Here is a 13,882-nt window from a genome sequence, read left to right on the forward strand (position 1 = left end):
ATAGGCCCAAAATGAATCCGCCGAGCTCGCGTTCTGACGTATTGGTCAACAAATGGGAGGGGCGTCGTTTCCTCAACGACCGCCTGGACTGGAACTTGCTCCGTACCTACCTGGCGATCGGCCAGGAAGGCAGCATCAGCCGCGCCGCGGCCAGGCTGCATGTCACCCAGTCGGCTGTCAGCCAGGCCCTTCGGCGCCTGGAGGAGCAGCTCGGTTGTGCATTGATCCTGCGCGGTGGGCCTCGTTTTGACCTCACGGCTGCGGGGGAAGAAGTGTTGCGCATTGCCACCGATATCTACGGGGACGTTTCGCGCATCAGCACGGCGGTGGAGAAGCAGAACGATGGGGTGGCAGGGAAGGTGCGGCTGCTGACCATCAGCCGCGTGCAATCGACGCTATACGATGAGTTCCTGGCTGATTTTCATGAGGCACACCCGCGGGTGGAACTGGAGATCGAAGTATTGCGCAGTGCCGACATCATCAGTTCGTTGCTGCAGAAAACCGCCACTGCCGGGCTCGGTTTGTGCCGGATTGCTCAACCCAAGCTTGAGCAGCGCCAGTTGTTACGCCAGCGGTATGCATTCTATTGCGGGGTGCGGCACCGTCTTTTTGGGCGCAGCGATGTGACGCTGGAATCGCTGCGTGGCGAAAACTTCGTGAGCTTCGTCAGTGACCAGTTGGGCGGTAACTTGTCACCTCTGGCGATGTTCCGTGACGAAAATGGGTTTACTGGTCGGATCGTTGCGTCATCGTCGAGTTTCGAGGAAATTCACCGCCTGGTTTGCGCAGGGTTTGGTGTAGGGTGCCTACCCGAGCATTTGCTTCGTGAGGATGTGGAAAAAGGCCTTCTGTGGCGGTTGCCGCCGGAGGAAGGCATCGTCGATGTTAATTTGCACCTGCTGTGGAACCGCGAGCAGAAGATGACCGTGGCGGAGGCGGTGTTCCTGGAGACTTTTCAGCATCGACTAGCTCAGGCAAGCCTCTCGGAACAGCAGAAACCGTAGGCGCCTTAGTCCCGGAGCATTTTACCCACCCATTCAATGAACACTCACACCCAGCCGGATCGCACAATCTATCCAGCGAATGAGAAGGCAGGAACAACGCTGACAACATCGCCGGCGGCGAAGTCGGTCACGCCAGCGGAAGCGGAAAGCTCTAGTCAGGTTAGCTTCGTGAGGGTTGAGGTGGATTGGTTGATTCGACTGGGGAAACGCTATTTTCTGAGCTTGGAGAGTGTCTAGGAAACCAGGGGCGATTCAGTCTTGGCAAACGCAAATTCCTCCTGCCATATCGCTGCCTCGGTACGTTCCGGACCACGGATGGCCAGGCCAAGATCAATGCGATGGTACGCAGCACCCTTGAATTGGGCTTGTACCTTTTGGATATCCTGATAATCCATGGCGGACGATGCAGCGAGGTCTTGAGCATAGCCATACCAAAGGCGTGCACGCAGGCCACTGTTCGTCAATGCTTGTAGCTCTGCTTGCGCGTATTCGGGACTACGCAGGTTGTGCGACCAGCTATTTACCGTGGTAAAGCCGGCGTTAACCGCTTCAGCCAGGCCCAGGCGCACGCTTAGCCCGTACAGGGCGGCAGAGAACCGCTTGCTGGTGGCCTGTTGCGTAACGAAGAATGCTGGGCCGCCAGGCACTGGCGCACTGCTGCGCAACAGGCTGTTCCACAGATGCCAGTGGCTGTCAACAAGGCCGGGTATGACGATCATGTCCGTGGCGTCGATCACCTCTGCCGCGCCATCTGGCAATGCCTTGCCGATCTGGCGAATCACGCCCTGCTCGATCATCACATCGGCGTTGTAGAGTTCCTTTGACTGCGGATCCATGGTGATCAGCGTGGCGTTGCGAACCAATATGCGTTGCTGCTGTGGAGCAGCTGTATTGGCAAAGGAGGGAAGGGCAAGGCTGGCCCCCGCGAGTGTACCGAGTTGCAGCAATGTCCGACGGTCAATTGCCATGCAGTGGTCCTCCTGGAAAGGCTGTGGTCAGGGCAATCTTGCAAGGAAATGATTACCGCGGAGGACAATCGTTGACCATTGATGTATTTCAGGATGCTACGAATGTCCGTGACATCACCGCTTGTTCACCTGAGCAGAGAAGAGGCAGATTCTTTCTAGTGTTTCGAGTACAAGCGCGTGCCGAGTTTCGACAATCATGAATTCACAACTGTGAGTAGTTAAAGTACTCACTCCTCGAGCATTTATCCCTCTCCTGGTAGCGATTTAGGCTACCCACCCGTTTTGATTTAGAAAATTTATACGATGAATGCTATTAACTCGAATTTTAGCCATGTGGTGCGCCACCGCCGTTCCATGCGTGAGTTCCTGCCCAAACCGCTGCCTTGCGAAATGCTCCAGTTGATACTGGAGGATGCCCAGCAGTCTCCTTCCAATTGCAACACCCAACCGTGGCAAGTCCATGTCGTATCCGGTGCAAAGCGCGATGAGTTGGCGGCTGCGCTGATGGCGGCTGACGATGCCGGCCATTTCACGCCGGACTATTACTTCGATATGGCGCAGTACCCCGAGATTTATGCCGAGCGTGCTCGATCCAGCGCCAAGGCTCGTTACGATGCCATTCAGGTTACCCGTGATGATCAGGAAGGCCGCGCCAAGGCCATGCGCCAGAATCTGGATTTCTTCGGTGCCCCGCACGTGGCCTTGCTGTTCATGCCTGCGCTGGGCGACAGTGTTCGAGTCGCCAGCGACATGGGTATGTACGGCCAGACATTCCTGCTGTCATTGACCGCCCATGGCTTGGCTGGCATCCCTCAGACACTTCTGGGGATGTATGCCGATACCGTGCGCGAGGTGTTGGGAATTGATCCGGAAATGAAGATGCTGTTTGGCATCTCATTTGGCTACGCAGACCGCGCTGCAGCCGCAAACGACATGGCCGTTGGTCGTATTCCGGTTTCGCAGAGCGTCACCTTCCACGGGTAACGCTGCGAAGACGACATGTGCTCAGCGGCTCAATTGGCGGGCCATTGTTTGCGTAGATACTTGGCCAGGCTAATGGGGGAGATGACGAACGGGTTGTAGCGGATCGTCATGAAGTTGAGCCCGAGGTTGATGTCCTCGATACCCTGGAGTCTATTCGAGATCTTGGTCTTGATCCGCTTGAGCTGTGCCTGAGCCGACAGGTTGAAGTTCTTGGTTGTCACGTCGAAGTGCAGATAGTTGCCTCCCGGAAAGCATATCTGCGGCGTTGGTAGCGGGGTGGTGCTCATATCTGACCTCCAAGGCCGTTCAGCATGATGGGGCCAGCAAAGGCCCCATCAGCCCAACGAGTTTCAGCGATGGCTAGGTACTGTCGCTGGGTTGTCTACGGGCTCTGGAACCGGGTTGGCCCAGATGCTCTTGTCGATATTCACGTCCTGGAACGCACTGGCCGTCAGGATGGGTTCGGCAATGCCTGCCTTGCGTTGCTTGTCGTAGTCTGTGAGCAACCGCAGACCTACCTTGCACAGCAGTGTCAGAGCAATGAGGTTCACCAATGCGGAAAGCGTCATGGTGATGTCGGCGAAGGCGAATACGGTCGAAAGGTCCTGTACCGATCCCCACAGGATCAAGGCCAGTACGAGCGCTCGGTAGCCCAGCAGCACCTTGCGGCTTTCACCAAGGATGAATTTGAGGTTGTTCTCGCCGAGATAGTAGTTGTAGAGAATCGAGGTGAACACGAACAAGGCAAGCGCGACGCTGATGAAAACGCGCCCCCAATCGCCTACCACCGCAGCCAGCGAGTTTTGGGTCAGTACCAGGCCGTCACCCGCGAACCCGGCGGTGTAAAAGCCCGATAGCAAAATCAGCAGCGCGGTGCAGGTACAGATGATGAATGTATCGAAGAACACGCTGAACGCCTGCACCACACCCTGCGAGATCGGGTGCTTGACCTCGGCGACCGCTGCCACGTTCGGTGCACTGCCCAGCCCGGCCTCGTTGGCGAATACACCCCGCTTGACCCCCATCACGATGGCGCTGCCAATAAGACCGCCGAAGGCTTGGTCCAGCCCGAAGGCACTTTTGATGATGGTCAGCAGCATCATCGGCACATGATCGAACTGCAAGACGATGACGTACGCGGTTACCGCGATGTAGGCCAGGGTTTTGACGGGTACCAGCAGGTCGGCCACCTTGGCGATCCGCTTGATGCCGCCGACGAAAACCAGGCCCAGCACCACGGCCAGCGCAATGCCTGAATAAGCTGGGTTGATGCCGAATGCATTTTCCAGAGAATGGGTCACGGCATGGGATTGCAGGCCGTTGAAGGAGAAGCCGAAGGTAACGATCAGCAGAGCCGCCATCAGCATGCCGAGCCAGCGTTTGTTCAGACCGTGCTCAATGTAGAAGGCCGGTCCGCCATAGAACTGGCCTTTAGCATCCTTGCGCTTGTACAACTGGGCCAGGCTGCACTCCATCAACGTGGTCGCCATGCCCACCAAGGCGGTGACCCACATCCAGAACACGGCGCCTGGGCCGCCGAGCGTGACCGCCACACCAACGCCGGCAATGTTTCCCGCACCAACTCGCCCGGCCAGGCTGAGCATGAGTGCCTGGAACGAGCTGATTTGCGTCGAGCTACTGGTGAGGCTGTCCTTGAATACCTTGAACATGTGCAGGAAGTAGCGAAGCTGCACAAAGCGGGTCTTGATTGTGAAATAGGCGCCCAATCCAACGACCAGGACGATGAGCAGCTTTCCCGAGAGAAAACCATTGATGGCTTCGAGCATGGCGCAACCTCATTATTATTTTTACTGGGGGTAGTGCGAGCATCACGCGGCCTACACAGCCGCGCAGAGGGGTTCGGTCCGCTTAGGCGCGGTCTTGCAGGGCCTTGATGTGCTGCCACATCAGCTTGGGGTTCGAGTACATCGGGAAATGGCCGCAGTCAGGAATGCACGCTAAGTGCACGCCCTGCGCGGCGATGTCGCTAAGGTAGGAAAGGTGTGAGTTGGTCACCCCATACATGTATTGGCGCGGGAATGGCAGCGCGAGGAATTTGTCCATCAACTGACCGTTGTCGGACAGATCCACCATCGATTCGAAAATACCGCGCACTGCCCCAGTACGCACTTTGTGCGCGAGGCTGGCGGCATAGAGGGCGCTCGCAGGGTCCGAAGCCAGTCGAGTACGCTCGATGAAATCTTTGAAGAAGCGTGCATCATCTTCACGGCGGTGGTCATGGATCTGGCGGCTGAGGAAGCAGTCCTCAGGGGCGATGTTGCCCTCGATGTCGACAAAACTCAGTACCCGTTCAGGCTCTTCGTGGGCCAACATCAGGCCGGTCAGCCCCCCCATGGAGTGGCCCACCAAGTGGAAGGTGTCGATACCGAAATGCTTGAGTACCGCCTGTGCGGTTTTGACCAAAAGCGGGATATCGATGCGCGAGAGGTCGCTGCATTCGGTCTCACCACAGCCTGGCGCATCGTAGGCAATGAAGGGGTGCCCATCGAAAGGGGGCTGCAGCGTGATGTCGGCGTAGTCCTCTTTGGTGGAGCCGAATCCGTGGAGAAATAGAATCGGCGCTTTCGGCCCGCTGCGGTGTATCACCGCCACGTCAAGCTGCACACCGTCGATGTTCAGCGGGATTTTCTCGCGAGTGAAACGAGCTGGATGGGACACGGATGGGAGCTCCTATTTCTGACTCCCCAATGATGAGCGCGCTGTTTTATTTGTAAAATACGAAGCCACGAACCCTGTTATATGCCTGGCCTATGACAGCAAGGCTTGCTTAGCCTGATCGATCATCGCCTCCACCAGCGGATTTTTATGCTCGCCATGCCAGGCCATGGCCGTGGTCACCACCCTCACTTCGGGTTGAAGAGGGCGAATGATCACGTTTTCAGGGGCGAGTTTGTCCATCGACGTGGGGACCAGCGCTATGCCCTGGCCGCAACTGACGAACGCGACTTGTGATGACACCGAGCGGACCTGGTGCACGATGCGCGGGGCGAATCCGCTGGCTTTGCATTGTCCGACCAGATAGTCGAAATACACCGGGCTGACATCTCGTGACGCCATGACCAAGGTTTCGTCAGCGAGGGCTTTGAGCGAGATCGACACACACGCGGCGAGAGGGTGATTGTTGGGTAGCGCGACTGCCAATCGGTCCTCGGACAATGGCAGGGATTGCAAATGCCGGCCGAGGTTGCCCTCCAGGCGTGCGAACGCGATATCGATATCGCCGGCTTCAAGCGCGGGAATTGCCTCGGCGCTATCGATTTCCCGAACTGACACCGTGATCAATGGATGGTCTTGCTTGAACCGCTCGATCAGCGGGGGTAGCACGTCGATCATGGCTGATGTGATCGCCCCTATCGTCACTACGCCGGCGTGGCCGGCTACGGCCTCGTGGACCGCCAGCTCCAAACGCTCCAGCTGATCCGCGAACTTGCGAACCGCGGGGAGGATTGCGGCCCCGGCGGCGGTCAGCTGTGCGCCACGGCGGGACCGGGTGAACAGTTGAACGCGTAGGGACTGTTCCAGCGCCTGTATTTGTTCGGTCAACGGCGGCTGAGACATACCCAGCCGCCTGGCCGCGCGGCTGAAATTCTGGTCTTCAGCAACTGCCAGGAACAGCCAGAGGTGGCGTATCAAACGAAAGTTGATCACGGCAATCTTCCATAGGTTTTGGATATGACAAGCTTAGCTTCTTCGTAATATACGTATCAAACCTCGGCACAGATACTCAAGCTTCACCTACAAGAGGTCTGCAACCGATGAGCTTGAAAGCCCCGCTTGATCGCCTGGCCGCGCTCGATACCAATACGGTGTCCGACGCGCTGGACTTCCTCCAGCTCCCTGGCGCCACTAACGGCCTGATGCCGCTCTGGAATTGCCCGAAGATTGTTGGCCGAGCCAGCACTGTGCAGTTGGGGCCGAAGCAGGACGTGGCGCCCACCGTTCACCTGATTACACCGGTAGTCGAGCAGATCACCACCGATGACCGCGTGCTGGTGATCGCAGGTGGCGTCGACGGTATCTCCAGCTGGGGCGACATCTTGGCCAACGCAGCCCAACGCAAAGGTATTCGAGGCTCGATCATTGATGGATTCAGCCGCGATATCCGCGGCAGTGCCGATATCGGCTACCCGGTCTTCGGTCGCGGGGTCACCATGATCAGCGCGCGCAACCGACTTATCCAGATCGATGCGGCCGTCAAAGTTCGCATGGCTGGCGTTGAGGTCGAGGAGGGCGACTTTGTGATTGCCGACGAATGCGGCACCGTTTTTGTCCCGGCCAGTGCTATCGACAAGGTGCTTGATTTGGCTGAGCGCATCGACCGCCGCCAGGCCGGCATGGTGGATGCCGTGCGCGCAGGCCGTTCGGTCGAGGAAGTGATGCACGACACTCAATTCGAAGCCATCAAGGTGGAGCACTGATATGAGCCTTTCCGATAAAGACCTCGTCGCCTTGTTCGAGGGCCTGGATACCCCAGGCGTGTCCGACGCCATGGACAAGCTGGGCCTGCCAGGCCAGGCCTTCGGGATCGCCCCCCTTACCGACTACAACAAGGTCGTCGTCGGACCGGCCTTCACCGTTCAGTACGTCAGTGCGAGCACGCCACCCGGTACTGTCGGTGACTTCATCGACGACGTTGCGCCAGGCGACGTTGTGGTCATCGCAAACGAAGGCCGTACCGATTGCACGGTGTGGGGCGACATCATGACCCAGTACGCCTTGGCTCGCGGCATCGCCGCAACCGTCATCGACGGCGTCTGCCGCGACGTGAACAAAGCCCTGGGCGAAGGCTACCCGCTGTTCAGCAAAGGCCGCTTCATGCGTACCGGCAAGGACCGTGTGGAAGTCGTGGCTGTCAACCAGCCGGTGTCAGTTGGCCAAGCCCGGGTGTGTGCCCGCGACATCGTGGTCGCTGACGCCAATGGCGTCGTCATCGTCCCGCGCAATCGTGCTGTGGAAGTCGCCGAGACGGCACGTCGGATTGAACACGTCGAAGCGCAGATCCGCGAACAGATCGCCACTGGCAAGAGCCTCAAGGAAGCTCGTGCCGCCCTCGGTTACCACTCGCTGCAGAGCAAACAAGCATGAGCCTCCCCCACGATTTTCAGAACATTGCCAAGGTGCTTGGCAGTTCCACCCTGTACGAGGCTTCTGGGCTGCCATGCGCAGTAGACCGCGAGATACGCGCAGTCTGGAAAGGGGCGTTCATCGCTGCGCCGGCATACCCCCTACAGTGCTCGCCAGGTGATAACCTGGGCCTGCACCTGGCGGTGGCCAAGGCGCCGCGTGGTAGCGTTCTGGTCTGTGATACCGCCGACTTCATTGCCGGCTACTGGGGTGAGGTGCTAACGGTAGCGGCCGAAGCCGCAGGCATCGTTGGCCTGGTGATCAACGGTGGCGTGCGCGACATCGCCGCGCTTGAAGCGCATGGCTTCCCTGTGTTTGCTCGGGGCATCTCGGTTAAAGGCACCGTCAAGGCGACCACGCCCTCGGTAGGCAAGTCGTTCGACTTCAGTGGCGCGCAAGTCAGCGCTGGCGACCTGGTTGTCGCGGACGAGGACGGTGTGATCATCATCCCGGCGGACGAAGTCGAGCATACGCTGCGTGAAGGGCAGAAGCGCGCAGACAAAGAAGCCGTGTTCATGAACAAATTGCGCGAAGGCAAAACCACCATGGACCTGATGGGTCTTTCCCACCCGGAGGAGCACGCGTGAGTCTGGAGACACTGAATCGTCGCCTGGAGGCTGCCAAGCCTTCGGCGACCTACAAGATCATCGACCGGGTTGCTGCGCGCCGCGCCGAGGGGGCGAAGATCATTTCGCTGTGTGCCGGAGAGCCGGACTTCGACACGCCCCAGCATATTCGTGACGCGGCCGTCAGTGCGATCAATAATGGCCACACCCGTTACACTCAGGTAGCAGGCCTTCGCTTGCTCCGTGAAGCCATCGCGCGCAAATACCAGCGCGAGAACGGCCTCGACGTCAGTTGGCAGGACACGCTGGTTTGTAGCGGTGGCAAACAGGTCATCTTCAATGCCCTAGCCGCGACCCTCAACGATGGTGATGAAGTGGTGATTCCAGCGCCGTACTGGGTCAGCTATCCGGAAATGGTTGAGCTGTGCGGTGGCAAGTCGCGGATCGTTGCCTGTGGCGCCGAGTCGGGCTTCAAACTCACGCCGCAAACTCTGAGCGAAGCCATCGGGCCGAAGACACGTTGGCTGATCCTGAATTCGCCTTCCAACCCTACGGGTGCCGTGTATCAGCGCGACGAGTTGCAGGCTTTGGCAGAGGTGCTGCTGGCCCATCCGCAGGTGCTGATTCTGGCCGACGACATCTATGAGCACCTGATCTTCGACGGTCGTGACTTCCTCACGCTCGCTCAGGTTGAGCCGCGACTGGCAGCGCGAACGCTGACCATGAACGGTGTATCCAAGGCCTACGCCATGACCGGCTGGCGGATCGGCTTTGCCACCGGTCCTCGCTGGTTGCTCGATGCGATGGAAAAGCTCCAGGGCCAGCAGACCTCTGGCGCCTGTTCCATTTCGCAGCACGCTGCAATCGCTGCCCTGGACGGTCCGAAAGACTTCATCGCTCACAGCCGCGAAGTATTCCAGCGACGCCGCGATTTCATGGTCGAGCTGCTTAATCAGGCGCCGGGTATCCGCTGCGAAGTTCCGGGTGGAGCCTTCTACGCTTTTGCCGACTGTTCTGGTCTGATCGGCAAGCGCTCTCCAGCTGGTCGAGAGCTGGTAGACGATGAGGCAGTCGCCTTGGCTTTGCTCGAGGAGGCCAACGTTGCGGTTGTGCAAGGTAGCGCATTTGGCCTTGCAGGCTACCTGCGCATTGCCTACGCACTTGATGACGAATCGCTGCGTGCGGCTTGTCAGGCCATCCACGATTTTTGTGTGGACGCACGATAGTCTCACGACCACCGCTTTACTGAAGTAGAGCGCCAGAAGGCTGCACCACCTCAATTGCAGGACTGCGATTAAGGTAGTGCAGCCTTTTGTTTGGAAACTGCTCTGCAGTGGTGCTTATACGATATTCGGGGACTCAAAAAGGGGCAGCAGTACCCCCGTGGTTGAACAGTTTTTCCTATCAAACAGCTGTAAAAAAACTCGTTTGCCTAAGTTTTTTCTATCATTGAACATAGCCTCACGGTCAAGCCATCCTGAGGAAAATAACAATGAACGGCTCACCCTTTGGTATGTTATTTGTTGCATCAGACATTGATGCGACGCACGAACTAGAATTCAATCGTTGGTACGACGAAGAGCATCTTCCAGACCGCGCATCCATGGCCGGGGTGATCAAGGCAACCCGTTTCAGATCGCCTTGCGACTCCCCAAAATATCTCGCTCTCTATTGGGCGGAAGGTATCAACGCTTTTGATTGCCCGGAATACGCCCATGCATTCAAGTATCAGTCCGTCTGGTCCAAGAAGATCCTCCCGCTCATGCAAAACCCCACCCGTCGTATCGGCGAGGCAATTGGGCAATTCGATCAGCCTGAGGGTGAATGGGTGGCAGTCGTCGCAGCGGCCGAAGCAACCGCCGAAGCAACCGCCCCTGGCTCGCTGAAAACGCTGCAACCGGCCTTTTCCGAGATTCCTGGGTATGTCCAGAGCTACTTAGTGAGCCCCGTGCCATCGCTGAGCCTGCCGTTACCCCAAGAAGCCGAAAACCCCCGGCCAATGACCCCGATGCTCATCGTAGAGTGCCTGGACGAAAGGGCAGCACGACAAGCAGTCGAAACCAGTCTGGTCTATTTGCCAGCCGGTAGCCGCCTTTTCGGTGTGTATCAGAGCCTGGGCAAGGGCTCGGTAGGGGAGGTGCGCTGATGAACACTTCGGTCGCATCCCTGGACCAGCCAGAGTCAGTCAGCACCGAGAATCCGGGCAAGCGTGCCGACATCAGGCGCCTTGCCGCTGCCAGCTCGATCGGTACAACCCTCGAATGGTATGACTTCACGGTTTACAACCTGATGGCGGCGTTGGTTTTCAACGTCATTTTCTTCCCTTCGTTCGACCCGTTGGCCGGTACCGTCATCGCTTTCTCCACCTATGCGGTGGGCTACATCTCGCGTCCACTTGGCGGCATCGTCTTTGGCAGCCTGGGCGACAAGCTGGGGCGGCGCTGGGTACTGGTGGCGACACTGATCCTCATGGGTACGGTAACCGGGTTGATGGGTTTGTTGCCCACTTATGAGACATGGGGGATATGGAGCCCAATCCTTCTGGTGCTGTTGCGCTTCCTGCAAGGCGCAGCCATAGGAGGGGAGTGGGCTGGATCGGTTCTGTTGTCCATGGAGCATGGCGAGGATCGCCACCGTGGCCGGAATGCTTCCTTCACACAGGTAGGGCCAGCCTGCGGGACTCTGTTAGGCGCCGGCTTCATTGCCCTGATCACGTTCGTCATGACGCCGGAGACGTTCCAGGAATGGGGCTGGCGGATTCCGTTCCTGTCCAGCGTGCTGCTGGTAATGCTCGGCTTCTGGCTGCGTCGTGGTGTAGATGAAACCCCTGTCTTCAAATCGATCGAGGCCAAGGAAGCGAAAGTCGACGCACCCGTACGAGAGGTGTTCGTTGGTCACTGGCGCCGTTTGCTGATAGCAGGTGGTGCGCGAATCGGTTCGGACATCGTCTACGCGCTGCTGGTGGTGTTCACACTTGCCTATGTGACCAACGTGCTGCATTTACCTCGCTCTACCGCCCTGACCGCCACGATTATTGGTTCGGTGTTTCATGCCCTCAGCGTCCCGCTGTTCGGCATGCTCTCTGACCGATTGGGTCGCCGGCCGGTTTACGCGCTGGGAGCAGTCCTTTCACTTGGTTGGGGGTTCGTGTTCTTTGTTCTGCTGGATACCGCATCCCCCGTGCTCATCTGCCTGGCAGTCATAGTCGGCATGATCTTCCAGGCAATGATGTTTGGTCCTCAAGCAGCCTTTGTCACCGAGCAATTCCCTACCCGTGTGAGGTACGCCGGATCGTCTTTGGCCTACACCCTGGCCGGGATTGTCGGAAGTGGAATGGCGCCCCTGGTTATCACAGGGATATTCAAGGTCTACGAGTCTTCGTTCGCAGTCAGCCTCTATATTGCCGGCGGGTTGATCATCACGTTGATTGCACTTGCATTTGCGCGTGAAACTGCCAAGAAGCCGTTAGAAGAATAAATTGATCAGTATAGGCAGCTTTCATCTGAGAAGTTGGGAGTTGCCTATTGAACTGTCGCCGTGGAATAAGACCATGCGAGAATTTGATAGCATCACAACTTCTGCTGCCGAACTATCGATCAGCCCATCGGGTTGTGGCGCACTGCTGGTTGATAGTCGTAATTCGGTGTTTTCTAAACTTGTGCAAAATAGGTTCTTTTCATTAGCCCGCGCACTTGAAACTGATCAAGCGATCAGCGAAGTGGTGCTTGGGGTGAATAACTTGTTGGTCATGTTCGATCCAGTCGTGAGTTCGCCATCAGCAATTGAGCAATTGATCCAGAGCCAATGGTTGAATCCCGATGCGCATCCTGCCACCCCCAGGCTTCTGGAAATCCCAGTGAGCTACGGCGGTAAGGCTGGTGAAGACCTCGCCATGCTTGCCGAGCACGCGGGGATCAGTATTGATCAGTGGATCAAATGTCACAGCAATGCGACCTACGAGGTCGCGTGCGTCGGCTCGATGCCCGGGTTCGCCTACATGACCGGATTGCCTGCGGAGCTGACCAAACCCAGAAGAGCTTCGCCGCGAGCGCAGCTTGCCAAAGGCACTGTAATCATTGGTGGCACGCAGGCCGGAGTCATGCCATGCACGGCACCGTCAGGCTGGCACGCGGTGGGGCATACCGACGTCGATCTGTTCGACATTCAAAGGCAACAGCCATGCCTGTTGAGACCCGGCGACCACGTCCGGTTCCTGATCCGGGAGGACGCGTCATGATCGAAGTACTGAGCAGTGGTGCGCTCAACCTGGTTCAGGATCTCGGGCGTTCAGGGTGCATGTCGATGGGTGTCAGCCGCAGTGGCGCCATGGATGCCCCTGCGCTGATGATTGCTAACTGGTTGGTTGGCAATGATGAAAACGCAGCGGGGCTTGAGGTAAACATCTTCCCGTTCCGTTTTAAGGCCGAACGCGAGTTGCTTGTCAGTTGCACCGGTGCGCACTGCGCATTGAGCGTGGACGGACGCCCCGTACCCAGTTGGAGCTGCCTGCACATCAAGGCCGGCCAACAGGTGGTGATTGAGCGCCCAAGCTTGGGTGTCCGGGCATATCTCGGGTTTTCAGGTGGCATTGACTCGCCTGTGCACCTGGGCTCTCGTGCGACAGATTTGAAGGCGGGGTTCGGCGGCCATGAAGGGCGTGGGCTCATTCGCGGCGACCGTCTGGCTCTGCTTCCACAGCGTCTTGCGTCGGCATATCGCGCAGTCCTGCCGCTTGAGCGTGTACAGCACGCAGAGGCCATGCACCGGCAGCAAGTGACAGTGCGGGCGATTGCTGCTGCACAGGCCGAAGCGTTTGGCTCTGCTTCGTTAGGTACGTTTTACTCCAGCCCCTACGAAGTCACCCCGCAGTCCAACCGCGTTGGTTACCGCCTTCAGGGCCAACCCCTGCGACCCCTTGAACCCATCGAGTTGCTTTCTCACGGCATTGCGCCAGGCACGGTCCAGGTTCCGCCAGCAGGACAACCCATCGTGCAATTGGCAGAGGCCAATACCTGTGGCGGCTATCCGAAAATTGCCACCGTGATTGAGTGTGACCTCTGGCGCCTCGCCCAGGCAGGCGTTGGCTGCAGCATTCATTTCAAACCAGTCAGTGTGACAGAAGGCATCGAAGCCCTTACCCAATACCGTGCGGCGCTAGCAAACATTAAGCGACAACTGGGCGTCGGCCCATCGGCCTGATTCGAGGATCAATAGA

At 58.1% G+C, this 13,882-nt stretch carries 15 protein-coding genes; 10 read left to right on the forward strand and 5 right to left on the reverse strand.

The genetic code is table 11. The features are described 5' to 3' along the window. The first annotated feature begins 11 nt into the window (after window positions 1-11). Complete coding sequence (locus tag ACIPZB_RS06205; protein WP_400639418.1) at window positions 12-1,004, forward strand: LysR family transcriptional regulator; 993 nt, start codon at window positions 12-14, stop codon at window positions 1,002-1,004. A gap of 233 nt (window positions 1,005-1,237) precedes the next feature. On the opposite strand, the gene ACIPZB_RS06210 is transcribed toward ACIPZB_RS06205, so the two are convergent. Next, on the reverse strand, window positions 1,238-1,972 hold the full coding sequence (locus tag ACIPZB_RS06210) for a hypothetical protein (protein WP_400639419.1): 735 nt from the start codon (window positions 1,970-1,972) through the stop codon (window positions 1,238-1,240). A 303-nt stretch (window positions 1,973-2,275) separates the two neighbouring features. On the opposite strand from ACIPZB_RS06210, the gene ACIPZB_RS06215 reads away from it, so the two are divergent. After that, the gene (locus ACIPZB_RS06215; RefSeq protein ID WP_400639420.1) at window positions 2,276-2,956 is read left to right on the forward strand and encodes a nitroreductase; all 681 of its coding nucleotides are present in this window, start codon (window positions 2,276-2,278) and stop codon (window positions 2,954-2,956) included. Window positions 2,957-2,985: 29 nt separating this feature from the next. Here the strand turns inward: ACIPZB_RS06215 and ACIPZB_RS06220 are convergent, their stop codons facing one another. The 4 genes from ACIPZB_RS06220 to ACIPZB_RS06235 form a co-directional block, all read right to left on the reverse strand. Continuing rightward, window positions 2,986-3,243, reverse strand: a complete 258-nt coding sequence (locus ACIPZB_RS06220; protein WP_400639421.1) for a hypothetical protein — start codon at window positions 3,241-3,243, stop codon at window positions 2,986-2,988. A 63-nt stretch (window positions 3,244-3,306) separates the two neighbouring features. Then, on the reverse strand, window positions 3,307-4,743 hold the full coding sequence (locus ACIPZB_RS06225) for an alanine/glycine:cation symporter family protein (protein ID WP_400639422.1): 1,437 nt from the start codon (window positions 4,741-4,743) through the stop codon (window positions 3,307-3,309). 82 nt (window positions 4,744-4,825) lie between these two features. Further along, a complete protein-coding gene (locus ACIPZB_RS06230; protein ID WP_400639423.1) occupies window positions 4,826-5,635 on the reverse strand; it encodes an alpha/beta fold hydrolase in 810 nt (269 codons plus the stop codon). A gap of 90 nt (window positions 5,636-5,725) precedes the next feature. After that, window positions 5,726-6,625 carry a LysR substrate-binding domain-containing protein gene (locus tag ACIPZB_RS06235; protein ID WP_400639424.1) on the reverse strand — a complete coding sequence of 300 codons (900 nt, stop codon included), beginning with the start codon at window positions 6,623-6,625 and terminating at the stop codon, window positions 5,726-5,728. Between the two features lie 107 nt (window positions 6,626-6,732). Here ACIPZB_RS06235 and ACIPZB_RS06240 point away from each other — a divergent pair, with 107 nt between their 5' ends. The 8 genes from ACIPZB_RS06240 (at window position 6,733) to ACIPZB_RS06275 (ending at window position 13,866) form a co-directional block, all read left to right on the forward strand. Continuing rightward, window positions 6,733-7,395, forward strand: a complete 663-nt coding sequence (locus tag ACIPZB_RS06240) for an RraA family protein (protein WP_400639425.1) — start codon at window positions 6,733-6,735, stop codon at window positions 7,393-7,395. A gap of 1 nt (window position 7,396) precedes the next feature. Further along, on the forward strand, window positions 7,397-8,062 hold the full coding sequence (locus ACIPZB_RS06245; protein ID WP_400639426.1) for an RraA family protein: 666 nt from the start codon (window positions 7,397-7,399) through the stop codon (window positions 8,060-8,062). Continuing rightward, entirely contained in the window at window positions 8,059-8,688 is a 630-nt protein-coding gene (locus ACIPZB_RS06250; protein ID WP_400639428.1) for an RraA family protein, read from the forward strand. Before ACIPZB_RS06245 ends, ACIPZB_RS06250 begins: the two co-directional genes overlap by 4 nt. Continuing rightward, the gene (locus tag ACIPZB_RS06255) at window positions 8,685-9,893 is read left to right on the forward strand and encodes a pyridoxal phosphate-dependent aminotransferase (protein ID WP_400639429.1); all 1,209 of its coding nucleotides are present in this window, start codon (window positions 8,685-8,687) and stop codon (window positions 9,891-9,893) included. Before ACIPZB_RS06250 ends, ACIPZB_RS06255 begins: the two co-directional genes overlap by 4 nt. 266 nt (window positions 9,894-10,159) lie before the next feature. Then, window positions 10,160-10,813: a hypothetical protein gene (locus ACIPZB_RS06260; RefSeq protein ID WP_400639430.1), complete on the forward strand. Its 654-nt coding sequence runs from the start codon at window positions 10,160-10,162 to the stop codon at window positions 10,811-10,813. Continuing rightward, window positions 10,813-12,144 carry an MFS transporter gene (locus ACIPZB_RS06265; RefSeq protein WP_400639431.1) on the forward strand — a complete coding sequence of 444 codons (1,332 nt, stop codon included), beginning with the start codon at window positions 10,813-10,815 and terminating at the stop codon, window positions 12,142-12,144. Before ACIPZB_RS06260 ends, ACIPZB_RS06265 begins: the two co-directional genes overlap by 1 nt. A gap of 40 nt (window positions 12,145-12,184) precedes the next feature. Beyond that, the gene (gene pxpB, locus ACIPZB_RS06270; protein ID WP_400639433.1) at window positions 12,185-12,904 is read left to right on the forward strand and encodes a 5-oxoprolinase subunit PxpB; all 720 of its coding nucleotides are present in this window, start codon (window positions 12,185-12,187) and stop codon (window positions 12,902-12,904) included. Next, window positions 12,901-13,866: a biotin-dependent carboxyltransferase family protein gene (locus ACIPZB_RS06275; RefSeq protein WP_400639434.1), complete on the forward strand. Its 966-nt coding sequence runs from the start codon at window positions 12,901-12,903 to the stop codon at window positions 13,864-13,866. Before pxpB ends, ACIPZB_RS06275 begins: the two co-directional genes overlap by 4 nt. The last annotated feature ends 16 nt before the right edge of the window (window positions 13,867-13,882 follow it).

Source organism: Pseudomonas sp. NPDC089396, assembly GCF_044749545.1.
Taxonomy (GTDB): Bacteria; Pseudomonadota; Gammaproteobacteria; order Pseudomonadales; family Pseudomonadaceae; genus Aquipseudomonas.